The sequence below is a fragment of the Acinetobacter ursingii DSM 16037 = CIP 107286 genome (genome assembly GCF_000368825.1).
Classification (GTDB): domain Bacteria; phylum Pseudomonadota; class Gammaproteobacteria; order Pseudomonadales; family Moraxellaceae; genus Acinetobacter; species Acinetobacter ursingii.
Genome location: NZ_KB849717.1, coordinates 211,316 through 236,540, shown reverse-complemented (window position 1 = coordinate 236,540; position 25,225 = coordinate 211,316). Strand labels below are relative to the sequence as shown.

General features: G+C 38.2%; 22 protein-coding genes, 2 pseudogenes and 1 riboswitch. Of the genes and pseudogenes, 12 read left to right on the top strand and 12 right to left on the bottom strand.

What is annotated here, in order from left to right:
* Nucleotides 1-15: 15 nt before the first annotated feature.
* From F944_RS08665 to pyrF, 4 genes and pseudogenes are all read left to right on the top strand, one after another.
* Nucleotides 16-321, top strand: coding sequence for an integration host factor subunit beta (locus F944_RS08665; RefSeq protein ID WP_004989420.1), 306 nt, complete (start codon nucleotides 16-18; stop codon nucleotides 319-321).
* Between the two features lie 30 nt (nucleotides 322-351).
* Complete coding sequence (locus tag F944_RS08660) at nucleotides 352-717, top strand: lipopolysaccharide assembly protein LapA domain-containing protein (RefSeq protein WP_004989418.1); 366 nt, start codon at nucleotides 352-354, stop codon at nucleotides 715-717.
* 126 nt (nucleotides 718-843) lie between these two features.
* Nucleotides 844-1,144, top strand: a pseudogene (locus F944_RS16780) (transcriptional regulator); the annotation flags it as partial.
* Nucleotides 1,145-1,254: 110 nt separating this feature from the next.
* Nucleotides 1,255-1,938, top strand: coding sequence for an orotidine-5'-phosphate decarboxylase (gene pyrF, locus F944_RS08655; protein WP_004989417.1), 684 nt, complete (start codon nucleotides 1,255-1,257; stop codon nucleotides 1,936-1,938).
* On the opposite strand, the gene F944_RS08650 is transcribed toward pyrF, so the two are convergent.
* Together F944_RS08650 and F944_RS08645 are read right to left on the bottom strand one after the other, a co-directional pair.
* On the bottom strand, nucleotides 1,935-2,843 hold the full coding sequence (locus F944_RS08650) for a LysO family transporter (protein WP_004989415.1): 909 nt from the start codon (nucleotides 2,841-2,843) through the stop codon (nucleotides 1,935-1,937). The two genes, pyrF and F944_RS08650, sit on opposite strands and share 4 nt — an antisense overlap.
* Before the next feature lie 46 nt (nucleotides 2,844-2,889).
* A complete protein-coding gene (locus tag F944_RS08645) occupies nucleotides 2,890-4,410 on the bottom strand; it encodes a flavin-containing monooxygenase (protein WP_004989412.1) in 1,521 nt (506 codons plus the stop codon).
* 163 nt (nucleotides 4,411-4,573) lie between these two features.
* On the opposite strand from F944_RS08645, the gene F944_RS08640 reads away from it, so the two are divergent.
* From F944_RS08640 to F944_RS08625, 4 genes are all read left to right on the top strand, one after another.
* Entirely contained in the window at nucleotides 4,574-5,584 is a 1,011-nt protein-coding gene (locus F944_RS08640; RefSeq protein ID WP_010588715.1) for a helix-turn-helix transcriptional regulator, read from the top strand.
* A gap of 86 nt (nucleotides 5,585-5,670) precedes the next feature.
* Nucleotides 5,671-6,816: a cell division protein ZapE gene (gene zapE / locus F944_RS08635; RefSeq protein WP_004989408.1), complete on the top strand. Its 1,146-nt coding sequence runs from the start codon at nucleotides 5,671-5,673 to the stop codon at nucleotides 6,814-6,816.
* A 382-nt stretch (nucleotides 6,817-7,198) separates the two neighbouring features.
* Nucleotides 7,199-9,364 (top strand): malate synthase G, encoded by a 2,166-nt coding sequence (locus F944_RS08630; protein WP_004989406.1) that lies wholly within the window; start codon nucleotides 7,199-7,201, stop codon nucleotides 9,362-9,364.
* Nucleotides 9,365-9,463: 99 nt separating this feature from the next.
* Nucleotides 9,464-10,123: an SOS response-associated peptidase gene (locus tag F944_RS08625; RefSeq protein ID WP_004989402.1), complete on the top strand. Its 660-nt coding sequence runs from the start codon at nucleotides 9,464-9,466 to the stop codon at nucleotides 10,121-10,123.
* Here the strand turns inward: F944_RS08625 and F944_RS08620 are convergent.
* Nucleotides 10,120-10,584 (bottom strand): MarR family winged helix-turn-helix transcriptional regulator, encoded by a 465-nt coding sequence (locus tag F944_RS08620; RefSeq protein WP_004989398.1) that lies wholly within the window; start codon nucleotides 10,582-10,584, stop codon nucleotides 10,120-10,122. The genes F944_RS08625 and F944_RS08620 overlap by 4 nt on opposite strands.
* A gap of 488 nt (nucleotides 10,585-11,072) precedes the next feature.
* Here F944_RS08620 and F944_RS08615 point away from each other — a divergent pair, with 488 nt between their 5' ends.
* Both F944_RS08615 and F944_RS08610 read left to right on the top strand, forming a co-directional pair.
* Nucleotides 11,073-12,605, top strand: coding sequence for a TerC family protein (locus F944_RS08615; protein ID WP_010588716.1), 1,533 nt, complete (start codon nucleotides 11,073-11,075; stop codon nucleotides 12,603-12,605).
* 125 nt (nucleotides 12,606-12,730) lie between these two features.
* A riboswitch (glycine riboswitch) is annotated at nucleotides 12,731-12,818 on the top strand.
* 143 nt (nucleotides 12,819-12,961) lie between these two features.
* The gene (locus F944_RS08610; protein WP_004989391.1) at nucleotides 12,962-14,206 is read left to right on the top strand and encodes a D-amino acid dehydrogenase; all 1,245 of its coding nucleotides are present in this window, start codon (nucleotides 12,962-12,964) and stop codon (nucleotides 14,204-14,206) included.
* A gap of 52 nt (nucleotides 14,207-14,258) precedes the next feature.
* Here F944_RS08610 and F944_RS08605 read toward each other — a convergent pair whose 3' ends face one another.
* Nucleotides 14,259-14,912: an A1S_1983 family putative colistin resistance protein gene (locus tag F944_RS08605; RefSeq protein WP_004989387.1), complete on the bottom strand. Its 654-nt coding sequence runs from the start codon at nucleotides 14,910-14,912 to the stop codon at nucleotides 14,259-14,261.
* 95 nt (nucleotides 14,913-15,007) lie between these two features.
* Here F944_RS08605 and ispF point away from each other — a divergent pair, with 95 nt between their 5' ends.
* Nucleotides 15,008-15,499: a 2-C-methyl-D-erythritol 2,4-cyclodiphosphate synthase gene (gene ispF, locus F944_RS08600; RefSeq protein WP_004989384.1), complete on the top strand. Its 492-nt coding sequence runs from the start codon at nucleotides 15,008-15,010 to the stop codon at nucleotides 15,497-15,499.
* Here ispF and F944_RS08595 read toward each other — a convergent pair.
* From F944_RS08595 to F944_RS08565, 7 genes and pseudogenes are all read right to left on the bottom strand, one after another.
* Nucleotides 15,487-16,011: a protein tyrosine phosphatase family protein gene (locus tag F944_RS08595; protein WP_004989382.1), complete on the bottom strand. Its 525-nt coding sequence runs from the start codon at nucleotides 16,009-16,011 to the stop codon at nucleotides 15,487-15,489. The two genes, ispF and F944_RS08595, sit on opposite strands and share 13 nt — an antisense overlap.
* Nucleotides 16,012-16,226: 215 nt before the next feature.
* Nucleotides 16,227-17,318, bottom strand: coding sequence for a 3-deoxy-7-phosphoheptulonate synthase (locus tag F944_RS08590; RefSeq protein WP_035245725.1), 1,092 nt, complete (start codon nucleotides 17,316-17,318; stop codon nucleotides 16,227-16,229).
* Between the two features lie 126 nt (nucleotides 17,319-17,444).
* Complete coding sequence (locus F944_RS08585) at nucleotides 17,445-18,326, bottom strand: sulfite exporter TauE/SafE family protein (RefSeq protein WP_004989379.1); 882 nt, start codon at nucleotides 18,324-18,326, stop codon at nucleotides 17,445-17,447.
* A 143-nt stretch (nucleotides 18,327-18,469) separates the two neighbouring features.
* Complete coding sequence (locus F944_RS08580) at nucleotides 18,470-18,787, bottom strand: hypothetical protein (protein WP_004989378.1); 318 nt, start codon at nucleotides 18,785-18,787, stop codon at nucleotides 18,470-18,472.
* Nucleotides 18,784-20,343: a PepSY-associated TM helix domain-containing protein gene (locus F944_RS08575; protein ID WP_004989377.1), complete on the bottom strand. Its 1,560-nt coding sequence runs from the start codon at nucleotides 20,341-20,343 to the stop codon at nucleotides 18,784-18,786. The genes F944_RS08580 and F944_RS08575 overlap by 4 nt, the downstream gene beginning before the upstream one ends.
* A 3-nt stretch (nucleotides 20,344-20,346) precedes the next feature.
* Entirely contained in the window at nucleotides 20,347-20,640 is a 294-nt protein-coding gene (locus F944_RS08570) for a hypothetical protein (RefSeq protein WP_004989376.1), read from the bottom strand.
* A gap of 63 nt (nucleotides 20,641-20,703) precedes the next feature.
* Nucleotides 20,704-22,866 (bottom strand): annotated as a pseudogene (locus F944_RS08565) (TonB-dependent siderophore receptor).
* A gap of 229 nt (nucleotides 22,867-23,095) precedes the next feature.
* Here F944_RS08565 and lpxB point away from each other — a divergent pair.
* Nucleotides 23,096-24,271, top strand: coding sequence for a lipid-A-disaccharide synthase (gene lpxB, locus F944_RS08555; protein ID WP_004989370.1), 1,176 nt, complete (start codon nucleotides 23,096-23,098; stop codon nucleotides 24,269-24,271).
* A 51-nt stretch (nucleotides 24,272-24,322) separates the two neighbouring features.
* Here the strand turns inward: lpxB and F944_RS08550 are convergent, their stop codons facing one another.
* Entirely contained in the window at nucleotides 24,323-25,192 is an 870-nt protein-coding gene (locus tag F944_RS08550; RefSeq protein ID WP_004989367.1) for a DUF2797 domain-containing protein, read from the bottom strand.
* Nucleotides 25,193-25,225 lie beyond the last annotated feature (33 nt).

Here is a 25,225-nt window from a genome sequence, read left to right as displayed (position 1 = left end):
ATAAAGAGGTCATCAATGACGACTGAAGCACTTAATAAATCTGACTTAATTGAGCGTATTGCTTTAAAGAATCCTCACTTGGCAGAACCTTTAGTAGAAGAAGCGGTAAAGATCATGATCGATCAAATGATCGAGGCTTTATCAACAGATAATCGCATTGAAATTCGTGGTTTTGGTAGTTTTGCATTGCATCATCGTGATCCACGTGTAGGACGTAATCCTAAGACGGGAAAATCAGTTGAAGTCGCAGCGAAAGCCGTTCCGCACTTTAAACCTGGAAAAGCACTTCGTGATGCGGTAAACGAAGTTGTGGCAAAATAACAATTAAGAATTAATAAAAATGAGGTGCTTATGCGTATTATCTTGATCGCATTACTCGTTGTTTTATTTGGTTATTCGCTTGCATTGGTACTCCAAAATAGTACGGAGTTATCTGTGGATTTGTTGTTCACACAAATACCAGCAATGCGTTTGGGCTTATTACTTTTAATTACTTTGGCACTTGGAATTGTCATTGGACTTTTACTGGGTGTTTTAGTCTTTAAAGTCATTCAAAAAGGTTGGGAAATTAAACGATTGAGAAAGGATATTGAACATCTGCGTAAAGAGCAGATTCAAATGGCACAGGTTGCAGCTGCCCAAGTTGCGGCGAATACCAAGCATGAAAAGACAGTGGTGGAAGTTCAACCTGAGACTCAGAATCGAACTCCTTTATAAATTGTCTTATTTATAGATAAAAGTATAAGATATTGAAATAAAAAACCCTTTATGACTTAAAGGGTTTTTTTATGGGAAACCTATAGCTCTCAAGGTGGCAGTCACTCTAACTGCGATCAGGATTAAGGGCCCTCAGTTAGATCGGAGATTGCGCATTATCAGGCAATTTTATCGGCGAATTGTCCTACAAAACCAAGACGTGATTTATATCCTGACTACTCAGCCAAGTGAATCACGTTTGAGTCATCGGTACCCAATCGGAAGTATTGAACATATTATTATGAAAGGACACGCAAAAGTTGGGTTGAGTGCTGAACCCATGATTTTAAATGACGGGGATTATATTTGTTAGGCTGCTGATCAAGAACATATATTTGAAGCACACCATGATGATACACATGCCATCCTGATTTCTGAACAAAGATAGATCAGATGAATTTTGTGATTTGGCTTTTTTCATAAAAGCCATATTCCTGCTTTGTTGAATGCGTGAATCCATCTATAATTAGCCGAATTTAAAGCTGTGGAAATAAATTTGTGAGTATTATTGTTGCTTTGGACGCAAAGAGCCAATATGACGCTTTGAGCATTGCTGATCAGCTCGATCCATCACTTTGTCGTGTAAAAGTGGGTAAAGAGCTGTTTACTCATGATGGTCCACAAACAGTCAGAATTTTACAGGATCGTGGCTTTGAGTTGTTTCTTGATCTTAAATTTCATGATATTCCAAATACGACGGCACAGGCGGTTTGTGCCGCGGCTAATTTAGGTGTATGGATGGTCAATGTTCATGCTTCAGGCGGGCGTAAAATGATGGAAACCTGTGTTGAGCGCTTAAAAGCAGGGAACTATCATACTCAATTGATCGCTGTTACGGTTCTCACTTCAATGGGAAGAGAAGATTTACGTGATATTGGTTTAGATGTCGAGCCATTTGAACAAGTCAAACGTTTAGCTCAATTGACCAAAGACAGTGGTTTGGATGGCGTAGTATGTTCTGCGCAAGAAGCTAAGATGTTACGTGAGCAAATTGGTTCAGAATTTTCTTTGGTGACGCCTGGGATTCGCCCAGAAGGTTCAAGTGCCGATGATCAAAAACGGATTGTGACACCAAAGCAAGCGATGCTAGATGGCGCAACGCATTTGGTGATTGGTCGTCCGATTACCAAAGCTGAAAATCCAAATGAGATGCTCAAAAGTATTTGGGCATCACTCAACTAAAGCATTAAAAAGAAACTAATGAGTAAGGGTGCAAGTAAACTTAATATAATCCCGCTCATCATGGCATGTGGCACATAATGTGTGCCGCATGACTGTTTGACCATTGCTAACGTGACATCCATTGATGTTGCGCCAGCGCTTGAAATTGCAGAGCGAGGAAAGCGCCAACCTAAACAATACATCAATAGAATTGCAAAAATTTCTCTAAATAAATCAGTGAGTAAGGCGATTCCACCTAATTCGGTTGAATGCAATTTAGTAAATAAGATTCCTGACATTGAATACCAACCATAACCCTGAGATAAAGCGATCACTTCATTTAAGCTATAGCCAGTTAAAAGCATAAAACAGAAGAAAGCAGCAATCAGTGAACCAAATATCGCAGCCAAAGGTACAACCAGTATTTTCCAACTGAGCCAAGTACGGTCAAAATGGGTGTAAGCAAGCTCAACACCAATAAAACCTATAAAAACTAAAAGCAAATACCAACTATTGAACAGCACATTGATCTGAAAATGATGAACTATAAAGCCTAACGTGGCTCCAAAACCAAGTGCAATAAAGGCATAACTGATGTTTTTTAATGCATTTAAAAACAAATGCAAAGAAATTGTTCCCTGTACACTGTCTTTATCTAATAATTTATAAGCAATCAAACACACAAAAAATGAAGCAATGGAAGTCGATGCTGCAATTAAAAGAGCAGTCGGTAAAATCCGCTCAGGATGCTCTAAATGAGTTAAGGCTTGAGCAAATTCAAAAGCAACACTGATTAACAGTAAGTAAGAAAAGTAGGGGAGTGTTTTAAATATAAACTGGCGAAGGGTTTGCTTTAAATGAGGTGCAATAAAATAGCCTAAGCCAATTGCGATAAAAATTTGCACAATTAAAATAAGGGATTGCATAAAATAAGTAGGTTCTATTTAACCTACTTATTATGATGATAAAAAATTATGCAGCAACCTGTTTTTTATCATTTGTTCTATTTTGTCCAAGAAAGACATAGTCAGAGGCATTCGCAGTTCTGGTTTCTAACCAATATTTCCATGTATAGGTTGGCCATAAAGCAAAGTTTTTACCATCCGCAGCCTGATACCAACTGACACAACCTCCAGACTGCCAGACGGTATCTTTTAGTTGCTGTTGAATTTTATGGTTAAATTGAGTTTGAACATCGGCTTTCACCTCAACCGCAAGTGTTTGAGTTTTATCCACCATCTCGATCAGTTGAAGAATATAGTTCACTTGAGATTCGATCATAAAAATAACTGAATTATGTCCAAGCACTGTATTTGGACCGAGAAGCTGAAATAAATTCGGGAAGCCTGCTGTCGTTATTCCATAATAGCTTTCTGGACCATTTTTCCAAGCTTGTTTGAGTTCTTGGTGATTTTTCCCGAAACATTCAAAATGTTTCAGATAGATACGTGGATCTGTAATAAAACCCGTTCCATAAATTAGGCAGTCGATCTGTCTTTGCTTACCATCTTTGGTCACAATGGCATTTTCTGTAATTTCTTGAATTCCATCGGTCACTAACTCGACATTTTTACGATTGAAAGTTGGAAAATATTTATTTGAAATCAAAATACGTTTACAACCCATTACAAAATCTGGGGTCAGTTTCCTCGCAAGTGCTTTATCTTTTACCTGAAATCGAATAAAAGCTTCTGCAAGTTTTTGTCCATATTTCATAATTTGTGGTTGGACAATAGGTATAACTCTCGATTCATTACTCCAGTATAATCTCGCACGATGCACTTGCCGATAAATGTTTGATTTTTTAAATAATAATTTGCTTAAATGTGAATATTGACGCTCGTCTCTGGGAATCACCCACGCTGCTGTACGTTGAAATACATATAGTTGCTTGACCTGTTTTGCAATTTCAGGAATATATTGAATTGCGCTGCCGCCTGTTCCGATAGAAGCAACATTTTTACCTGTTAGGTCGTAATGGTGATCCCATTCTGATGAGTGAAATACTTTGCCTTGAAAGTTTTCAATGCCTTTAATATGTGGGATTTGTGGAATATGTAAAGGGCCTGAAGCAAAAATCACAAATTGTGCTTCAAATGGGGCATGTTCTTTAAATGAAAGTGTCCAGATACAACGCCCTTCATCATATTCTGCACGGGTAACTTCATGCTCAAATTGACAATATTTCCTAAGTTGAAATTGCTCCGTAATATCCTGAATATATGAAAAAATTTCGCCTGCTTCGGCATAACGTTTAGACCAGTTGGTTTTAGGTGCAAACGAAAGTGAATACATGTGTGATTGGACATCGCAAGCCGCACCGGGATATTGATTTTCTCGCCAAGTTCCGCCGACATCTTTGGCTTTTTCTAAAATTACAAAATCATGAATATTGTTTTGTAGAAGACGAATTGCCATTGCAAGTCCACCAAAACCCGCACCGATAATCACAACTTTTGTTTTTTGAATTGCATTGATTGAGGAATCTTGCATGATATTGATCCGATAATGAAATAATGATCTATTTATAATCAGTTTAATGAATTATCAGAGCCAGAAACATGATTAGATCGACATCAAAATTGATAGATTCGGCAATTAATTTTATTGCTGCTTTATAGTACAACACTACAGTAATCGAAAAATAGAACTGTGAATGAAGCGATCAATACTTGGACTCATGTATTTAATACAAGGAATGCGTAATTCTGGTATTGATGTCGATTCGCGTCTGGCAAATATTGGGATTCGGATAGATGCCCTCAATCCACATTCTATTATTCATGATAGTTTGGAATGGGATATCCAGCATATTATCAGTCAGGATGTTCCTTCTGAACAAGGCTTATATATTGGACAACATTACGCGCTGGCAGGTTATGGACCTTTATTAATGTTATTGGTCACTGCCGATAGCATTCGTCATGCTATTTATAAAGGTATTGAATATCAAAGTCTCACGCATTTGTTTGGACAACTCAGTCTGAGTGAACGAGATGGATATGCGTCATTAGTTTACGTACCCATCGATTTAAATACAGAAATGGGACGCTTAAGAGCCCAGTGTGAAATATCAGGTACTTACAAATTTATTTTAGATATTTATAAAATGATGGGATTGGAGGCACCTGAAATTCGAGTGGATTTGCCATTCCCGCAGCCGCAAAATTTAAATATGCTAGCTCAGTATCAGCATTATTATGGCAATAATTTGCATTTTAATGCAGATCATGCGGTTTTTAGTTTGAATCAAGCGGTATTAGATGTAAAAATCCCATCTGCGGATATCATTACCCATCGCGTCTATGAAGCTAAATGTCTGGATGAGATCAAACGTTTAGATGATGAAGCAACACAGCAATCCGATCTGGTGCAGCGTGTGCATAATTATCTCGAATTACAACAGGGTGTAATTCCCACAATGGCGGAAACGGCAATTGCTCTTCAGATTCCTGAGCGAACTCTGCGGCATCAATTGCAACAACTGAATACGAGTTATAAACAAATTCGTGAGCAGTTAGTTAAAACTAAGGCATTAAAGCTTATGGAATATAAGGAATATTCAATCGAAGTCATTGCAGAATTACTGGGTTATTCAGAACCTGCTGCATTTAATCATGCATTTAAACGCTGGTTTGGACAAAGTCCAAGACAGTATGGAAAATAGCATCAAAGCTATAGTCCAAAGTTCTATTTTCACGCATCGAATCTTCGATATACTTTTTCTACAAATACTGAAAGCAAATAAAAGACATGGCAAACATTCATTCTCCTCATGGTACAGCGTTTACTCCTTTATCTCCTGCAGAGCGTTATGCACAAGCATTATCTTCAGGACAATTTATGCCTGATGAAGCTCAGGCACAGGCTGTACATGAATTAGAACGAGTTTGGCAGGATCTCATTAGTCGTTATAAAGCTTCAAAAAAAGCATTCCGCCGTTTCCGTCGCCAAACTGCGCCACGAGGCGTATATATGTGGGGGGGTGTAGGGCGTGGTAAAACATGGTTGATGGATCAATTTTATGATTCTGTTCCATTTCGCCGTAAGACACGCATGCATTTTCATCATTTTATGCAGCATGTACATCGTGAGCTAAATCGTTTGTCTGGTCAGCGCAATCCATTAGATTTGGTCGCGGATCAAATCTATAAAGATGCTGTGGTGATTTGCTTTGATGAATTTTTTGTATCCAATGTCACGGATGCCATGATTTTAAGCGATTTGTTCCAAAAATTGTTTGCACGTGGTATTACCCTCATTGCAACTTCAAATATTGCCCCAGATGGCTTATACAAAAACGGCATTCATCGAGATCGTTTCTTACCTGCAATTGAACAGGTGAAAAAGAATTGTGTGGTTTTAAATGTAGATGCAGGTGTCGATTATCGTTTACGTGTACTTAAGCAAGCACAACTGTTTAAGTATCCTCTTTCTGATGATGCTAAAATCTGGATGGCACAGCGTTTTAAAGCTATTACCCAAACACAGGGTTATTCGGATGAACCGATCACCATTAATCACCGTGTTGTAGAAACGTTAGGTCATACGGAAGATGTACTTTGGTGTGAGTTTTCAGAACTTTGCTTCAAACCGCGCAGTCCAGCAGATTTTATTGAAATTGCAAACTTATATAATACGGTTTTGGTGAGTAATGTACCGCATTTAACCGATAGTTTATCTGAAGGTGTGCGTCGTTTTATTTATCTGGTGGATGAGTTTTATGATCGTGGCGTCAAATTGCTTCTGACTTCTCAGGATTCCATCATTGATTTATATCAAGGTGAAAAATTGGCTTTTGAAATTGAACGTACTCGTTCCCGCTTGCTAGAAATGCAATCTGATGAGTATTTGCATTCTGAACACAGACAGATTCATCAAGCCGCTGAAAACAGCTAAGCTCGAAATAATGGATACTCAAGGCGTTCAAATTGAACGCCTTTTTCTTTGCATCTAAATCGTTATAAAAGAATGTACAAATTTCTTTGAGCCAATGCTTTCAATGCCATATTTTTTTGTTATAACTATGGTTCATTATGAAAAAGGAGTCGATTAGACTGATCTGAACTTAAGTCTAATTTCGGCATTTTAAAAATTTTATACACTGTAATTGGGTATACGAATTGCTGAAATGAAAGTTTTACCTCGCTAAATAAGAACCAACAAGATGGTTTGTTTTTGAAATGCTTATTATTTAGCAGCGTGATATTACTATTCAGCAAAGTATAAATCGGTATACTTGAAACTCTTGTTATAAAAAGTAGCAACATCAGGAAAGACAATGACGGCACGTATTCAAAAAGGCAAGTTAGCGATTGCTAAAGAACTTTACGACTTTATCGAAAATGAAGCTCTACCAGTTTCAGGTTTGGACAGTGAAACTTACTGGAAGAACTTTGAGCAAGTCGTTGTTGATCTTAGTCCAAAAAACACGGCGCTTTTGGCAAAGCGTGATAAGTTACAGGCTAAAATTGACGAGTGGCACCGTAATAACAAATTTGAATTAGAAGCTTACAAAGCTTTCCTTACAGAAATTGGCTACTTATTACCAGAAGTAGAAGATTTCCAGATCACCACTGAAAATGTAGATGAAGAAATTGCTTTACTTGCAGGCGCACAATTGGTGGTACCTGTACGTAATGCACGTTATAGCCTAAATGCAGCTAATGCGCGTTGGGGTTCTTTATACGATGCTCTATATGGTTTCGATGTGATTCCAGAAACGGATGGTGCTGAAAAAGGCAAGGGCTATAACCCAGTGCGTGGCGAAAAGGTAATTGCTTTTGCTAAAAATTTCCTTGATCAAACATTCGCTTTAACACAAGGCTCACATGCCGATGCAACTCACTATGCGATTGAAAATAAAGCACTCGTAGTGACCTTAAAAGATGGCTCGCAAACCAAGCTTAAGCAAGAATCAGCATTTGTTGGTTATAACGGCGAAGAAGCAGCACCAACCGAAGTGGTGTTACTCAACAATGGTTTGCATGTCATTATTGAAATTGATGCCAATAGTCCAATTGGTAAAACAGATGCTGCTGGGGTCAAAGATTTAGTTCTGGAAGCTGCAGTAACGACGATTCAGGATTTGGAAGATTCAGTTGCGGCTGTAGATGCAGAAGAAAAAGTTGAAGGTTACCGTAACTGGTTAGGTCTAATGAAAGGTGATCTAACAGAGTCTATCGAGAAAAACGGTAAAACGGTTACACGTAAACTTAGCGAAGATCGTGTTATTAAGAATCTGATTGGCGGTACAACGACGTTGCATGGCCGTTCATTGATGCTTCTTCGTAATGTTGGGCATCTGATGACGAATCCAGCGATTTTAGTCGATGGCAAAGAAATTTATGAAGGCATCATGGATGCTCTAGTAACGCCTTTGCTTACCATTCCAGATATTCGTGGCAACAATACATTGAAGAACTCGCGTAAAGGTTCTATGTATATTGTTAAGCCAAAAATGCATGGTCCCGAAGAAGTTGCATTTACGGTTGAATTGTTTGAGCGCGTAGAACAAGCATTAGGTTTACCTGCTAAAGCACTTAAAGTCGGTATTATGGATGAAGAACGCCGTACTTCTGTAAACCTGAAAAACTGTATTGCTCAGGCGAAAGATCGTACCATCTTTATTAATACTGGTTTTATGGATCGTACAGGTGACGAAATCCATACCTTTATGGAAGCGGGTGCGTTTGTTCGTAAAGGCGAAATCAAAGGACAAAAATGGTTCCCTGCGTATGAAAACCGTAATGTTATGATTGGCTTACAGACCGGTTTACGTGGTAAAGCACAAATCGGTAAAGGCATGTGGCCAAAACCAGATATGCTGTTAGACATGTATAAAACCAAAATTGAGCATCCAGAAGCAGGCGCAAGCTGTGCTTGGGTTCCATCTCCATCTGGTGCGGTGATTCACGCAATTCATTATCATCAATGCAATGTATCTGAACGTCAAAAAGAGTTACTCAATACGCAAGCTTTACCACTTGATGATTTGCTTACTCCACCGTTGGCTGAAAATACTAACTGGACAGCTGATGAAATTACCAAAGAACTTGAAAACAACTGTCAAGGTATCTTAGGTTATGTGGTTCGTTGGGTTGATTTAGGTGTTGGTTGTTCTAAAGTTCCAGATATCAATGATGTTGGCTTGATGGAAGACCGCGCGACATTACGTATTTCTTCACAACACGTTGCGAACTGGTTGCGTCACGGTATTGTGACCAAAGAGCAAGTTGAAGAAGTTCTGGAGCGTATGGCGAAAGTGGTGGATGGTCAAAATGCTAATGATCCAGAATACACGCCAATGGCGCCTAAATTTGTCAATGATATTGCCTTTAAAGCAGCTTATGACTTGATCTTCAAAGGTGCTGAGCAACCTTCAGGTTATACAGAGCCTTTACTACATGCAGCTCGTTTAAAATTGAAAGGTTATACAGGTGATTAATTTAATCACTTGTTGATAAAAAAGTCCCTCTGGGGACTTTTTTATTGAAAAATAAAAAATCAGCATCATTTAAATAAAGGGTAATCAAGATTTATTAAAATGTGCGCAAATTTTAAGCCTTTAACTTATAGTCAACTTCAAGCATTGAATCTACCTCCAATTCCTTTTGAATATTTGGATGAAGTTTATCCTGCTTATACGACACCTTTATTATTTAAATCTGAATTGGGTTTGGAATGGCGAGATGTGATGTTCGGTTTAGTGCCTAAATGGGCGACTGATTTATCTTCTGCAAAAAAAACCTACAATGCGCGTAGTGAAACCTTATTACAGCGTTCAAGCTTTTTTGAAGCCGCGGCTAAGTGTAACTTTGGTGTTATCCCTGTCACTGAGTTCTATGAAGCTAAATACATTGATGGGAAACCACAACGTTGGTGTGTGCGTCGTAAAGATGGTGAAGCTTTCTTTATTGCAGCAATTTATGAAATTTGTCGATTAGATGGTGATATTATTCGTTCGGCTGCCATGATTACAATGGACGCCATAGATCACCCGATGATGAAAGAATTTCATGAACCAGGAGATGTCAAACGATCGGTAATCGTCATTCCTCATGAACGTTTGCATGAATGGCTTGATTTAAAAACACCTGACATACAAAGTTTTATAGAGGGTTTTCCTGTTGATGAGTTTGAATGTATGCATGTGCCACGTCAAACTGCTACGAAAATATCACCACAATTAAACTTTTTTGATTAATGTGACAGATTTTTATAAATCTGTTTTAAGTTTTCAATGGTTTTTTCCAGTTGAAGAGGAGTCAAGCCATCAAAAGACTGTTCTAGCACGACACTGGTAATATCGTTAATTTTATAAATCATTTCCTTGCCTTTTTCAGTGAGTTCAACCCGAGTAATTCGCGCATCTTCAGGGCAACAAAAGGTATTGACTAACCCTTCATCTTTTAGGCGGTAAACGATTTTCGTAGTCGTAGACATTTTTGAAATGATCATCTCAGACAAATCTGAAACATTGGCTTTGGGTTTTGAATTTAATGCTAATAAAATACGCCGACGAGAATTATCCAAACCGTATTTTTTTAGGACATTATCAATGTTTAGGACATAACGTGCATGGACTTGTGTAATCCAGTAATATGGAAATTCGTTAAAGTCATAAGACTCTGCGGTTGGTAAAAACCTCGTGTATTTTTTACTCATTTCATAATTCCCAAGTTGGTGAATGTGTAATTATTGTTGCTATACCGTATTGTTCTAAAGTCGTTGTGTTAGCAGAATAATCATAATATTTTGTGATGTGTTTGGCAATATTTTTTGAATTTGTATATTTATTCCGGTGGAAATGCAGTGCTCAAAAGCACAATATGATAATTTATAGCAGTCATTATCCAGTTGTAAAGTATTAATATTTTGGATAAATTTGAGTGTTTCACTTTTTTATTTAATTATGTGCGGCAATTGTTAAAATTATTCGATAAATTAACTTTTTTGATTAAAGTTTATGATATATTTTTATCAAACTTAATTTAAGCTTAAAAAATTCACTCAATATACAAAAAAATAATTACAAGTAGAAAAAGTTATGCATAATGAAACCATCTTAATTGAAAAGGGTATCCGTGAATGGATCCATCGCCGTGTAGGTTATTTTTATTGATTTGTTCTCAAGTATTTGAGGTGATCTAATGATGGAATTTTTATTAGATCCTGGTATTTGGGTAGGGTTGCTGACCCTGATTGCATTAGAAATTGTTCTAGGAATTGATAATCTGGTTTTTATCGCTATTTTGGCCGATAAACTTCCTCCTGAACAGCGTGATAAAGCACGTGTTATTGGTTTATCGCTGGCGCTTATTATGCGTTTGGCACTTCTTTCTGTTATTTCATGGTTGGTTACACTCACAAAGCCTTTGATTGATGTTGCGGGAATGACATTCTCTGGACGAGATTTAATTCTGCTATTGGGTGGTTTATTTCTTGTTTATAAAGCGGTGACTGAGCTTCATGAAAAGATGGAAGGCAAACCTGAAATTAAAACGAATTCTTCAGTTGCCTATGCAAGTTTCTGGGCAGTGGTTGCACAGATTATCGTACTTGATGCTGTATTTTCGTTAGACTCAGTTATTACTGCGATTGGGATGGTGGATAATATTTATGTCATGATGACTGCTGTGACTGTTGCGGTGATTGTGATGCTCATCGCATCTAAACCTTTAACAGCCTTTGTAAATCGACATCCAACCGTTGTTATTTTATGTCTGAGTTTCTTGCTTTTAATTGGCGTGAGCCTGATTGCAGAAGGTATGGGCTTCCATATTCCAAAAGGTTACATCTACTCAGGTATTGGCGTTGCCATTCTGATCGAAGCCTTTAATCAGTTTTCACAGCGCAATGTCGAAAAAAATCAGTCCAAGATTCCATTACGTCATCGAACTGCCAATGCCATTTTCAAAATGATGGGTGAAAAAGATCGAATTTCGGCTGTGGATGAAAACTCGGAATCTCAAACATTATTTGTTAATGATGAGCGATATATGATTGGCGGTGTACTGACTCTCGCCGAACGAACTGTGGCATCGATCATGACCCCTCGTTCTCAGATCTCGTGGGTCAATATTGATGATGATCCTGAACTTATCCGTCAGCAGATTTTGTCTGTTCCGCATAGTTTGTTTCCCGTATGTCGTGGCAGTTTGGATAAAGTGATTACGGTTGCTCGTGCTAAGGATTTAATTGATGCGCTGGATCATCCAGATCATGTCAAAGTTTTATTAAAGCGACAGCGTCCAATCTTTATCTTTGAACGCATGAAAGTGATTGATGCGATTAATACCTTACGTGCTTCCAAAGGATCACTGGTTTTAGTGAGTGATGAGTTTGGTACAGTGCAGGGTCTGATCTCGCCACTAGATGTATTTGAAGCAATCGCGGGTGAATTTCCAGATGCCGATGAACAGCCAGAGTTGGTGAAAATCGATGAGCGTACATGGCAAGCAACTGGGCTTTTAGATTTGTATCAGCTTGAGCTTGAACTGGGTATGATCGAACTCATGCCAGAAGATGGTGAATATATCAGTGTTTCGGGCTTAATCATGGATAAAGCAGCTTCACCGATTCAGATTGGTACCACGATTGATCATGAAGGCATTCGATTTGAAGTTCTGGAAATGGATGAAAATAGAATCAAGACCATCAAGATTACTTATCCAGTCGACGATTAAGCTTTTTCAACCTATTTGATTCGCAGAAACCTCATCAGTTTTAGGCTGATGAGATTTTTTTATTTGAGCTACAAAATAAAGTTGGACTTTTAAAAACTGGCATGTACATTGCTTTTATAACAATATGAATTATTGCAGGAGAGATGTTCCTGTGAACACGCCGAAGGAGCAACGACCCCGGAAACTCTCAGGCAAAAGGACTGTAATAATCGACATCAATCTGGAGAGAAGTATTTAAAAATACTCACCGAAGGGGATGGTTAAAATAATTAATAGGAATTATTGAAAACCGAAGCTCTCAGGTACATAGACAGATGGGGCATTTTTGAGATGAGTTTCATTTCAAGGAGTTGTATATGTCTCATGTAATTGTGGTTGGTTCTGGAATCACGGGTGTCACGTCTGCTTATGAGTTGGCTTTATTGGGCTATGATGTCACCGTGCTCGATCGGCATTTATTTCCTGCCATGGAAACGTCTTTTGCCAATGGTGGTCAATTATCCGCATGTAATGCTGAAGTCTGGAATCAAAAATCAACGGTGCTGAAGGGCATGAAATGGATGTCAAAAAAAGATGCACCATTATTGCTCAATCCGTCTTTCGATGTTCATAAATATAGCTGGTTATTTGAATTTTTAGCCAGTATTAAACACTATGAAACCAATACACTCGAAACGGTAAGACTAGCTTTGCTGGCCCGTAAACGTCTGTTTGAAATTGCTGAAAAGGAGCAAGTCGATTTCAACTTGGAAAAGCGTGGAATTTTACATATTTACCATAGCGAAGCAGATTACAACATTGCCAAAAATGTTAATGATATGCTTTGTAAAGGAACATTGGCACGACATGCGGTGAGTCCAGAGGAAATTAAGCAAATTGAGCCTACACTCTCAGGTGATTACTATGGCGGTTATTACACACCAGACGATGCGACGGGTGATATCCATAAATTTACTGTAGGATTGGCTGAAAAAACCAAAAAATATGGCGTGAAATATCGCTTTGGGCTAGATGTACAACAAGTGCAACTTTCGGATCAGAAAGTGATTGTGTCTTGTCAGCCAAGCACAGAAAACATGCTTGAACCTAAAGATCAACCTATTCGCTTAGAAGCTGATGCAATTTTGATTTGTGGAGGCGTGGGGAGTTATCAACTGGCAGATATGCTGGGTGATCGAGTGAATGTTTATCCTGTGAAAGGCTATTCCATTACGATACATTTAAACGATCAAAAAAGTATTCAAAATGCGCCTTGGGTTAGTCTGCTTGATGAAAGTGCCAAAATTGTGACTTCACGTTTAGGTGAAGATCGTTTCCGTGTCGCAGGAACGGCAGAATTTAATGGTTATAATCGTGATATTCGTGCAGACCGTATTCAGCCCTTGATTAATTGGGTCAATGCCAACTTTGACATATCTACAGAACATGCTGTTCCGTGGGCGGGTTTACGCCCAATGATGCCGAATATGATGCCTGTCATTAAACAAGGAAAGCATCCGCGAGTATTTTATAATACAGGACATGGACATTTGGGCTGGACACTTTCAGCAGCAACAGCGGCTATTATTAGTCAGGAAATCGCGATGAAATTATCTGCCTGACGCTATAAAATTAAAGATTGAAAATAAAATGAGGGGAGACCAACCCTCATTTTTAATCATAAAGACGATAGATACCGCTGAACCGTTCGCAACCTTTCTGGTCAGTTTTTACCACTAAAATACTTTTCTGAAAATTAAAATTGTATTTACAATCATGCTCGTTATCAAAAATTTGCTCTTTTTTATCGGGTGTCGTATACGCCAAAAAAGAAACTATCTGGCTATCATTACTGTTATTGGGATTGCGATACGCCATGCCTTCAATTTTAATTTTGTCTTTGCCTAGTTGATGAACCTGTAAATGAATTGCTGGTTGGGCAATTTTGCCATGTTTAAACTTTAAAAAATGCTGGGTTAAACTTTGATTTAAAGAGGTATAAAAGTTGAGATCGTCATCTCGTAGTGCAAATTGTTGATCAATACAGTGTTGAGATTTACATTGTTGTAAACGATTGAACCAAAGCGAATGCGTGTCGTACAACAGTTTAATAGGCGCATCTGAAACCAGATAAGCAATTAGAAATTTATTATTGAGTTCATGTCGCGTTTCATGAAAATTTTCAGCGCAGATTTTCTTGCTCACAAATGACGCTTTATGATTGTCACAATCAAATTGATCCGTTGCATAGGCTGAGGAAAAGCAAAAACTGATCGTGAGTGCACAAACTACGTTTTTTAAAGGAAATCTATCTGTACGAGACGTCATGATCGCTTATACTTCCATTTCAGTGGCTAGACGTACTATAGCGAAACCAAAAGCCAGAATACAAGTTGTGTGATTTGTTTTATAAGGGAAAATAAATGATATTACCAATTCGCATCGGTCAGGGGCTGGATGTGCATGCTTTTGAAGATGGAGACCATGTGACTTTAGCAGGCGTAAAAATTCCACATACCCATGGTTTAAAGGCACATTCCGATGGTGATGTGGTGTTACATGCTTTATCGGATGCATTATTGGGGGCTTTGGCACTTGGCGATATTGGCCAGCATTTTCCCGATACTGATCCAGATTTTAAAGGTGCGGATAGTCGTGTCTTGTTAAAACATGTCTATCAGCTGATTTTAGATCGTGGCTATGTTTTAAATAATGCAGACATTACCGTAGCGTGTGAGCGTCCAAAACTTGCAAAGTATAATCTGGAAATGCGTCAGAGTATCGCCGATGTGTTAGAGCTAGATATTACTCAAATCAGCATCAAAGCAACCACGACAGAAAAGCTTGGCTTTACAGGCCGCCAAGAAGGAATCCTCTCAACGGCCACTGTTTTAATCACCCATCAAGTAAATTGATTTGGATCGATCAAAGATTGTTGTAAATCTTGAGTTGCCATACGACCTTGAAGTTGTAGGGCAACACTATGCATCAGTCCCGTCCACGTTTCATTCGGTTCCCAAATTTGATGCAATAGCTCTTGTGCAGAGCCGATATCCATTCCCATGAAATATTGGCGGTACAGTGCCATTAAGCAGCTGACACGATAATTTTTTGCGCAATGTATCCAGACGATCTCGTTTGTAACCAAATGGTCGATTAAATCCAGAACCAATAGGCACTGATCTGCTGCTGGCATTTCCCATAAAATAGGTAAATGAATATAGTTTAATCCTAGTTCCAGACAGATTCGGTCTTCCTGATCAAGGTGTGGATCGGCATCATTCAATGCAAGATTGATGACCGTGCTACAGCCATATTCTTTAATATGATGTAACTGCTCGGCTGTCGGTTGTCCTGAACTTAGTAGATGTTCATGGACTGGAGAAAAGTTCGGAATTTGGGATAAAGATTGTTCTAAAGTGGTCATAGAAATACTGATATATCGTTAGAATATAATAAGGTGTTCGTTTCAGTCAAAACTGAATGTTAACCGCATCATCATATTAGCTTTAAATTCCCTATAAAATCTACTGGATTGTTGATCAGAAAATATGATCATTGATCAGTAAGTATTCTTGAATCAGATGAATATAAAAAAAACCCTTAAGAGTTAAGGGTTTTTTTATTCAATGGTTGCTCAAATTAGCGTTTTGGAAGTAACTCTTTAAGTTTCTCATGCATTTCGAGTAAAACTTGTTCTGTAGTATCCCAATCAATACAGCCATCGGTTACAGATTTACCGTATTCAAGATCACATAAGTTTTCAGGAATATCCTGGCGACCGCCTTTTAAATGGCTCTCTACCATCACACCCACAATGGACTTGTTTCCGTCATTGATTTGTTCAACCACATTACGTAATACCAATGGTTGCAGGTAAGGGTCTTTATTTGAGTTGGCATGACTGGCATCAATCATAATTTTGTTACTGACTTTGGCTTTAGCCAAAGCCGTTTCAGCTTCCGCTACAGAGCCCGCATCATAATTTGGTTTACCATTGCCACCGCGCAACACCACATGCGCATATGGATTGCCACTGGTACGAATCACAGAAACCTGTCCATTTTCATTGAGACCAAGAAAGCTATGACCATGCTTAACCGATTGCATTGCATTGGTTGCAACTGTTAAACCACCGTCTGTCCCATTTTTAAAACCGACTGGAGAAGATAAGCCTGATGACATTTCACGGTGAGTTTGACTCTCCGTAGTACGAGCGCCAATCGCAGACCAAGAAATAAGATCTTGATAATATTGTGGTGAGTTTGGATCAAGCGCTTCGGTTGCACATGGCAAACCTTTTTGGTTTAACTCAAGTAATAATTGACGGCCAATGCGTAGCCCTTTTTCAATATTAAAAGAGTCATTCATATCTGGATCGTTAATTAGTCCTTTCCATCCTACAGTGGTACGTGGTTTTTCAAAATAAACACGCATCACGATGTAAAGTGTATCTTTTACTTTTTCACTCAAAGCTTTTAAACGATCAGCATATTCATGTGCAGCTTTTGGATCATGAATAGAACAAGGGCCAATCACAACAAAAACACGGTTGTCGCTACCATCTAAAATATTACGGATGGTTTCGCGGCCTTTGAGAACGGTTTGATACGCATCTTCAGTCAATGGCAGTTCAGACTTTAATTCTGCTGGTGTTACAAGAGGATGGATGCTTTTAATATTAACGTCGTCGATATCTGGCTGAGAGACTGGATTAGACTGTAGAGTATTCATTGCTGTCACTGATTCGATCATTGCTTAGGGTTATCTGTTTAACGAATATACCATGAAATAAGCGGTATCTGACTATATTTACAACGGATTAATCATTTAAAAAAAACGATTAATCCGTTAGATAGCTTATTTTGTGGTGGTTTTTTCGGCAGAAACAGGTTGAGTGATGGCAGGCTTTTCAACAGGTTTGGCTTTAACAGGATGAACAATAAAGTTCACACCCAGTGCAAATAGCGTAACCCCCAAGACCTTACGGATAATTTTTTCAGGTAAACGTGAACTAATTAAAGTTCCAATTATGATCGCAGGAATTGAACCTACTAATAACCACATGAGTAAGTGAAAATCGACATTACCCGCACTCATATGACTCAAACCAGCCACCAAAGTTAACAGTACGGCATGTACCACATCTGAACCAATAATTCGAATCATCGGCAGATTAGGAAACATAATAATCAGTGCCATGATACCAAAAGCACCAGCACCGACCGATGATAGCGTGACAAACACACCCAAAATAATGCCCATGATTATAATATAAATGCGTTTGGTTTCAGAAATAGTGTCATGTGCGATTTGTTCTGGAAGCTCTTTTTTCTTACGCAAACCCATAAAAAACTTTTCAATCGTGGCGCGAAAAATAATTGAAATACCAGTCAGGGTGAGCATAAAGCCTAACACCATAGTTAAAACCATTTTATAGTGCGAGGACTGACTTAAATAATGTTCGAGCACCCATGCGGTAGCAAAAGAAGCAGGAATACTGCCTACTGCCAGCCAGATGACAATCGGCCAGACAATATTGAGTTTTTTGGCATGTACCAGAGAACCGCAAAATTTGGAAATTGCGGCATAGAGTAAGTCTGTACCAATTGCGATATGAGGTTCAATTCTAAAAAGACTGATTAAGATAGGGGTCATTAACGAACCGCCACCAACGCCAGTAATACCTACACAGAAACCAACCAATACGCCTGCTAATATAAACTCAAGAGAACCAAACATGAATAAATCAGCCAAATATAAAAAACCTGCATATCTTATGACTTTTTAAGATAAAGGATTGTGAATAATAATGCTTTGCTTATGCAAAAAAACGCTAAAGACATGATTAGCGTTTGATAAATTAGCAAGTTAAGATTGGCAAATTAAATTTTATGTACTCTGGATGACTGGTTGCGCTTATCGGCTTTGGGTTTTAAGTCATTGAGGTACAATATAAGTGCAAAAACTAAAGGGGTAGCAAACAGCCACCAACTAACAAAGCCAATAGAAGTGCCATAAGCCGCAATAAACAAACTTCCTGCAATCAAAAATAAAAGGCATGCGAAGAGACGCAGAATGTTGATATGCTGGGTCATAAAATGTAATTTAGATTTTTTGGTTTTTTCAATCTGTTTACTGCTCAGCACATATAAAATATACATGCCGAACACGATCAAAAAGACACCCAATACAATACTCATGAGGCATTTACCTCAGGATTAGCAAGCGCTAACTTCTTTTCAAGCTTTTCTCTGGACTTGGTTTGTATCGGATGAATATTTCGAACAATAAATAATCCTAAACCAGCAAACAGAACAAAGACAATATCGACTCTTAAAAATAGCCAGTAACTTCTTAAGTCTGTAATCAGATGATTCTGGATTAAATAAATCACATTGAAAAAAGGCAGGGCGATAGCCAAAAGGATAAAAATGCTGAGTTGCGAACGCCATAGCCAGTGTTTTTTTGTAAAAATTGCCAAGATAAAACTAGCCAGCCAGACAATAAAAAAGGTATAGATTTCATAGTTAGGCATTGCAGGCTGTAACTCGACAAAGCGATTACTATAGAGATAAGCCAGCATAGAAATTGGTAAACCTACAAAAGTAGCAACATTTAGCCGATCGACCAAGTAATGTCCAAAATGAAATGCATCTGTTTTATTTTGAATTTGACGTTTCAGGCTCCAGAGTAACAACCCAGAAGCAATCATAAAGCAGCCTAAAATACCTGAAAAGAAAAAGGCAAGGCGTAATAATGGTTGGGCAAAAGTCGCCATGTGTAAACCATATACCCCAAAACTTAATGTGGCAATCGAACTATCATTTCGTGTGGCAGCCAATTGTTTTCCTGTCGTTGCGTCAAAGGTAATTTGTGGTTTATTGCCTGTAATGGAATGATCTTCAGTTTGACTAATCGTAATTTGGGCTTGATTAGTATTGGGTTTGTCCGCCGTAATGGAATCGATTTCTTTATTTCCCCATTGAGTTTGTGCTTTGGCAAGCAGAACTTCGAGAGGTAAATTTTTCATGTCTATTGGAGGTTGTTTGTTTTCTATGACATTGGTACGAATTTCTTTAAAGAATTGAAAAGAGTTCTCTGGATAAAGTTTCTTCATTCCGAACGGTAAATAGATATAAAAGAAAATTGCCAAACCAGTAAAGGTAATCATCAAGAAAAATGGTAGAGCAATGACGGATGAAACATTATGAAAATCTAGCCATGAGCGCTGCGACTTGAAAGTGCGTAACGTAAAGAAATCGGTAATGATTTTTTTATGGGTAATGATCCCTGAAATCAGGGCAATCAACATAATAAATGCTGCTATACAGACGATGATCCGACCAATAATGACGGGAAAACCAAAAAGTTGATAATGAAAGGTATAAAAGAAATCGCCACCTTGCGTGGCAGAAAGACTGAGCTCTTTGCCTGTAGTGGCATCGAGTGTTTTACTTTCATAGCCACCATCTGCTTTTTGCCAATAAATATTCGTGACAGGAGACTGTTCAGATGCAACACCGATATACCAAGTTTTAGCCCCGACGGCATGTTCTTGCAAATATTGATAGGCTGTTTTAATCGCAGTTTCTTGGTTGACATCATATTGAGCAAGTTTAGGCTGCATCCATAAATTAATTTCATGACGATAATAGGAGGCTGTCCCCATTACAAAAATAGCAAATAGTAACCACCCTAACAGTAATCCTGTCCATGAGTGTAACCATGCCATCGACTGTCGAATACCCTTATGCATGATTTAGCCTAATCCTAATGTCAGAAAAATACAGATGCCACTCACCACAACACTATAAATGGTCAGTTTTAATAAAGATTGAACGCAAAATGCGATGATGACAAAAACGGCATAAAATAAAATAGCGCAAAAAGCAGCTAAATAAACAGAGTCAGCTTTTGGCATCATCATATTAAAAATATAAGCCAAAGCCATACTAAAAAAAGCAGTGCATACAAAACCGATAATAAAGGCAATTACAAAGCGATAGAACACTGTAAATCGGTAAGTAATGGAAAGTGACTGTGTTTTACTCATAATGGCTTGCTTCTTTTAAAATGCTTAAGCCAAGCCTTGTACTAAAGACTTGGCTTAATAGACTTAGTATTTAAATTTTACAGCAACGGTATAGTTGGCAGGTTCACCATAAAAAGCTTGCCCATCTGGAAAACTATTTAGATATTTTTTATCTGTAATATTATTTCCATTGGCTTGCAAACTAATATGCTCATTCACATCATAACTAGCCATTAGGTCTACCAAAGCATAGGCATTTTGTTTGATCAGATTTGAATCACCTAAACTTACATCATAGAGTTTGATTGAATCTTGCCAACGTAAACCCGCTCCAATTTTTAATTTTGGTAAAACTGGAACAGTATAAGTTGCGAGTAAATTTAACGTTTGAGATGGATTATAGGTACGAGCTTCTCCACCATTCTTTTTGTCTTTAATGCTGAACTGCGCATAACCAAAAGATAAATTCACGTTATCTGTAATTTGTCCTGCTAAACCAACTTCGACACCTTGCGAATCTAAATCACTGGTTAAGACTTTCCGATTGAGTGGATTGCCATCGGAACTTCTTAATGGATAATTATTTTGTTCGGTTTTAAAGACAGCGAGTGTTCCAGTTAGTTTATTATCCAACCAAGAGCTCTTCATACCAACTTCGTAACTTTTCCCTTCAACGGCTTTCAATGCTTGGTTCGTGGTTTCATCAACCCCTGTTTGAGGCCTAAAAATAGAGGTATAACTTGCATAGCCCGTATATTCAGGAGTGAAGTTATAAGTAATCCCTGCATATGGAGAAAACTTATCTTTATCATATGACATGTCTGAGCCATAGCTATTACCATTACTTTCAGCTTGTACATAATTACCGCCTAATAATAATTTTAAATCATCTGTAAGATGCAAACGTGTAGCAGCGTAGAATGAATCAATTTTCTGTTTGTAATTTGCAGCATCTGAAAAATCTGACCACGTCACAGATTGAGGAGTCCAACTTGCCCAGTTTGTTGTAAGTTGGCGCAAATATCCTAGTGAATTATCATTATTGATATTAGAGTCGTTAATAAAACCACTGGATTGTTGATCATGTTGTTTATTTTCTACGTGATTGTAACCTAGAGCAGCTTCATGTTCCTGACCAAAAAGTGCATAACTCCCTTGTAAGTCAAAATTGAATAAATTCTGCTCGTTTCTCTCTTTGCCGCCCCAAGCTGTTAAAGATACATCGCTGCCTTGTACCGTTGGGCTTCCGTAATAGTAAAGTAATCTACTGTCATGTTCAGTTTTCGTATAGTTATAAGTGAGCTTAGCTGTCCATTTTTCTCCAAGTTTTTGCTTAAGCTCTGCAAATGCTTCTTGGGTTTTATGATCCCAATGCGTCCAATTTGGATTTGGATTATATGAACGGCTATAGGAAATTTGCTGACCATTATTATCTAAAAGTGGTAAAGCTCCCCAGTTGTTGGCATTTGGATTATTCTGCTGTTCGCTATAACCTACTGTTAGTGTAGTAGTGTCAGTTAAATCAGCATCTAAGATTCCTGCAAAACCATTTTTTTCAGACGAATACCGATCTAAATAAGAGTCGCCAGTCTGCTCAAAACCCATGATTCGACCGCGTACACGACCATCTTTAGTTAAAGATCCAGATACGTCTGCTTCATAACGCTGTGTATCCCAAGAACCATAACTGATTCCAGCATTGGCTTGAAATTCTTTAGTCGGGCGTTTTCGAATATTATCAATCGTGGCACTTGGATCACCGAAAGCATTGGTAAGTGCATCAGCACCTTTAATTACTTCGACTCGATCATAAAAATAAGTATCTGGATTGGTGTTGTTATAATTGTAATTCGAAAGTGGGAAACCTACGCCATCAGTCAAAATGTTTGATATTTCAAAACCGCGAGACATGTAGGTGGTACGTTCAGTTTCTTGATTCGAAACTGTGACGCCAGGAGTATTTTCAAGAACTTTACGCGTTGAGTTTAAATTAAAGTCATTCATTTGCTGACGAGTGACAACATTGATGGTCTGAGGTGTTTACTGAGCATCAATATTAAGCTTGGTTGCACTGCTACTTTTTTTGATGATGTAGGATTTAGTCTGTTCTGAACTTTGATTACCAGAAGCATCCGCCTGAAGTTCGATCACAGGTAGAGTTGTATCTTCTGCATGCGCAAGATGCACTTGGAAGATCGCTAGAGTGATCAGTGATAACTTAAATAAAAGTGGGTTGGATGTGGTCATGAGATAAAGTAATGTGAATAATTCTCATTTATTTTATTATTTAGCTAAATGCTCTACAATCTTCTTGTCATCGTTAATTGTGATAATCATCATATTTCTAAATGTAATTTTAGATAAACTTATGTAACAAATACACGAACACAAATAGAAAAAAATGCGGAATTTCTTGATTATAAAACCTATATGTTAGTATAGAACCCGCTATAAACTTGATGCAGGACGTTTGCAATTGTCTACACGAAAACTAAAAATTGGCATTGTGGTTGGGGAAGTTTCAGGTGATACCTTAGGCGTAAAACTGATGCAAAGTTTTCGTGAGCAGGGCATTGATGCTGAATTTGAAGGTATAGGTGGCCCGCAAATGATTGCGGAAGGATTTAAAAGCTATTATCCGATGGAAATATTATCGGTGATGGGGATCGTTGAAGTTTTAAAAGACCTGAAAAAGTTATTTGCAGTACGCGATGGATTGGTCGAACTCTGGACAGCGCAACCCGTAGATGTATTTATTGGGATCGACGCACCAGATTTTAATTTAAGACTTTCTAAAACAATGAAAGAAAAAAACTTACCAATCAAAACGGTACAGTATGTCAGTCCATCGGTATGGGCATGGCGACAAGGACGAGTACATGGCATCAAGAAAACCATTGATTTGGTTTTATGCCTATTTCCATTTGAAAAGAATTTTTATCAACAATACGGTGTGCCAGCAGCTTTTGTGGGGCATCCATTGGCAAAGCAACTTCCTTTAAATAATTCAGTTCAAGATGCAAAGCGAAATTTGGGACTTGATCCTGAGAAAACCTATATTGCCTTGCTACCGGGTAGTCGTCGGGGCGAAGTGGAACGGCTGTTACCTTTAGTATTAGGTTCAGCCCAGATCTTATCTACAAAATATCCAAATGTTGAATACTTGATCCCTGCAATTAATGATGCCCGCAAGACTCAAATAGAAAGTAGCGTTGCGCAATGTGATCCAGCTTTGATTGCAAAATTACATATTCTTGAAAATAGCGATACTGAATCAAACGTTGGTCGGATGGTGATGAGTGCCAGTGATATTGTGGCATTGGCTTCGGGTACAGCAACCTTAGAGGCGATGCTGTTACATCGACCAATGGTGACTTTCTATAAGCTCAATACGTTGACTTATTTTATTGCCAAGCTTTTGGTCAAAATTCCATATTACTCTTTACCCAATATCATTGCAGGTAAAAAAGTCATTGAAGAGTTGATTCAAAAACAAGCCACGCCTGAACGCTTGGCACAGGAAATTGAATCACTCATGAATATAGAAAAATCTCAGATTCAGGTGATGCAACATCTTTCGATGCATAAAAGACTCATTTCTGGTGATACTGAAGATCCCGTTCAAGCAATTTTAAGCTTAGTAGATCATTAAACATAAAAAATGGAGCAATGATTGCTCCATTTTTCTTGAGAAGGGCAGGTTTTAAGCGCGTAGAATCAACTCGTAACCTGTGTATTTACGTACATTGATTACGCCCATATCAAAAATTAAATATTGCCCTTTGATTCCGTGCAGAACACCACGAATTTTAGGCGTTTTATCTAGGTTTAATGATTTAATTTTTTCTGGATATTGTTCCACAGGATAGACAAACTCACGTGGCTGTTCATTCTCTAGCAATTCAACAGATTCATTAAACTCAAGATTTTGCCCAAATTCTTCACGAATGCTTTGAATTTTTGGCGCAAATTCTTCAATAATTTGATCACGCTGTTCAAGCAGGTTTAAGGGTTCAGCTTCACCTTTTAATAGTTTGCGCCAGTCAGTTTTGTCTGCGATTTGCGTACCAAATAAAATTTCGAGTTGGCCTGATAAGCGTCGTGAGCCAACTTTTAAAATCGGCAGTGCTTGGGTTGCTCCCTGATCTAGCCAACGTGTGGGCATATGGCTGACTCGGGTAATCCCAACTTTAAGTGCGCTAGAGTTTGCCAGATAAACAATATGTGGCTGAAAGCAAACCTTATGTGCAAAATCATCTTCACGGCAAGTCCCAAGATGATAATGACAGGTTTCTGGCTTCATAATGCAAAGATCACATTCAGCTTTGGTTTTAAAACATTTAAAGCAATGACCTTGTGAATAGGATTTCGGAGTTTTAGCACCGCAAGAGGTACAATAAATATTTCCTGTCCATTCAATCTCAACTTCTTGACCCGGAACGAAAGGGAGGTCAATTTCTGAACGGTCTAATATAAATTTGTATTCAACATTTGCCTTGCTTGCTTGCTGATCAGTTACACTACAGTCTTTAAGCGCTGCGTGCATTTTATGACAAATGCCTTGTAGTTCCATCGATTTAAACTCACATCAAAAAAGGTTGCAGTT

Bases quoted from the DNA above. Each gene is read 5' to 3' on its own strand.
- F944_RS08665 (WP_004989420.1), top strand. From the start codon at position 16: ATGACGACTGAAGCACTTAATAAATCTGACTTAATTGAGCGTATTGCT.
- F944_RS08660 (WP_004989418.1), top strand. From the start codon at position 352: ATGCGTATTATCTTGATCGCATTACTCGTTGTTTTATTTGGTTATTCG.
- F944_RS08650 (WP_004989415.1), bottom strand. From the start codon at position 2,843: ATGCAATCCCTTATTTTAATTGTGCAAATTTTTATCGCAATTGGCTTA.
- F944_RS08645 (WP_004989412.1), bottom strand. From the start codon at position 4,410: ATGCAAGATTCCTCAATCAATGCAATTCAAAAAACAAAAGTTGTGATT.
- F944_RS08640 (WP_010588715.1), top strand. From the start codon at position 4,574: ATGAAGCGATCAATACTTGGACTCATGTATTTAATACAAGGAATGCGT.
- zapE (WP_004989408.1), top strand. From the start codon at position 5,671: ATGGCAAACATTCATTCTCCTCATGGTACAGCGTTTACTCCTTTATCT.
- F944_RS08630 (WP_004989406.1), top strand. From the start codon at position 7,199: ATGACGGCACGTATTCAAAAAGGCAAGTTAGCGATTGCTAAAGAACTT.
- F944_RS08625 (WP_004989402.1), top strand. From the start codon at position 9,464: ATGTGCGCAAATTTTAAGCCTTTAACTTATAGTCAACTTCAAGCATTG.
- F944_RS08620 (WP_004989398.1), bottom strand. From the start codon at position 10,584: ATGAGTAAAAAATACACGAGGTTTTTACCAACCGCAGAGTCTTATGAC.
- F944_RS08615 (WP_010588716.1), top strand. From the start codon at position 11,073: ATGGAATTTTTATTAGATCCTGGTATTTGGGTAGGGTTGCTGACCCTG.
- F944_RS08610 (WP_004989391.1), top strand. From the start codon at position 12,962: ATGTCTCATGTAATTGTGGTTGGTTCTGGAATCACGGGTGTCACGTCT.
- F944_RS08605 (WP_004989387.1), bottom strand. From the start codon at position 14,912: ATGACGTCTCGTACAGATAGATTTCCTTTAAAAAACGTAGTTTGTGCA.
- ispF (WP_004989384.1), top strand. From the start codon at position 15,008: ATGATATTACCAATTCGCATCGGTCAGGGGCTGGATGTGCATGCTTTT.
- F944_RS08595 (WP_004989382.1), bottom strand. From the start codon at position 16,011: ATGACCACTTTAGAACAATCTTTATCCCAAATTCCGAACTTTTCTCCA.
- F944_RS08590 (WP_035245725.1), bottom strand. From the start codon at position 17,318: ATGAATACTCTACAGTCTAATCCAGTCTCTCAGCCAGATATCGACGAC.
- F944_RS08585 (WP_004989379.1), bottom strand. From the start codon at position 18,326: ATGTTTGGTTCTCTTGAGTTTATATTAGCAGGCGTATTGGTTGGTTTC.
- F944_RS08580 (WP_004989378.1), bottom strand. From the start codon at position 18,787: ATGAGTATTGTATTGGGTGTCTTTTTGATCGTGTTCGGCATGTATATT.
- F944_RS08575 (WP_004989377.1), bottom strand. From the start codon at position 20,343: ATGCATAAGGGTATTCGACAGTCGATGGCATGGTTACACTCATGGACA.
- F944_RS08570 (WP_004989376.1), bottom strand. From the start codon at position 20,640: ATGAGTAAAACACAGTCACTTTCCATTACTTACCGATTTACAGTGTTC.
- F944_RS08550 (WP_004989367.1), bottom strand. From the start codon at position 25,192: ATGGAACTACAAGGCATTTGTCATAAAATGCACGCAGCGCTTAAAGAC.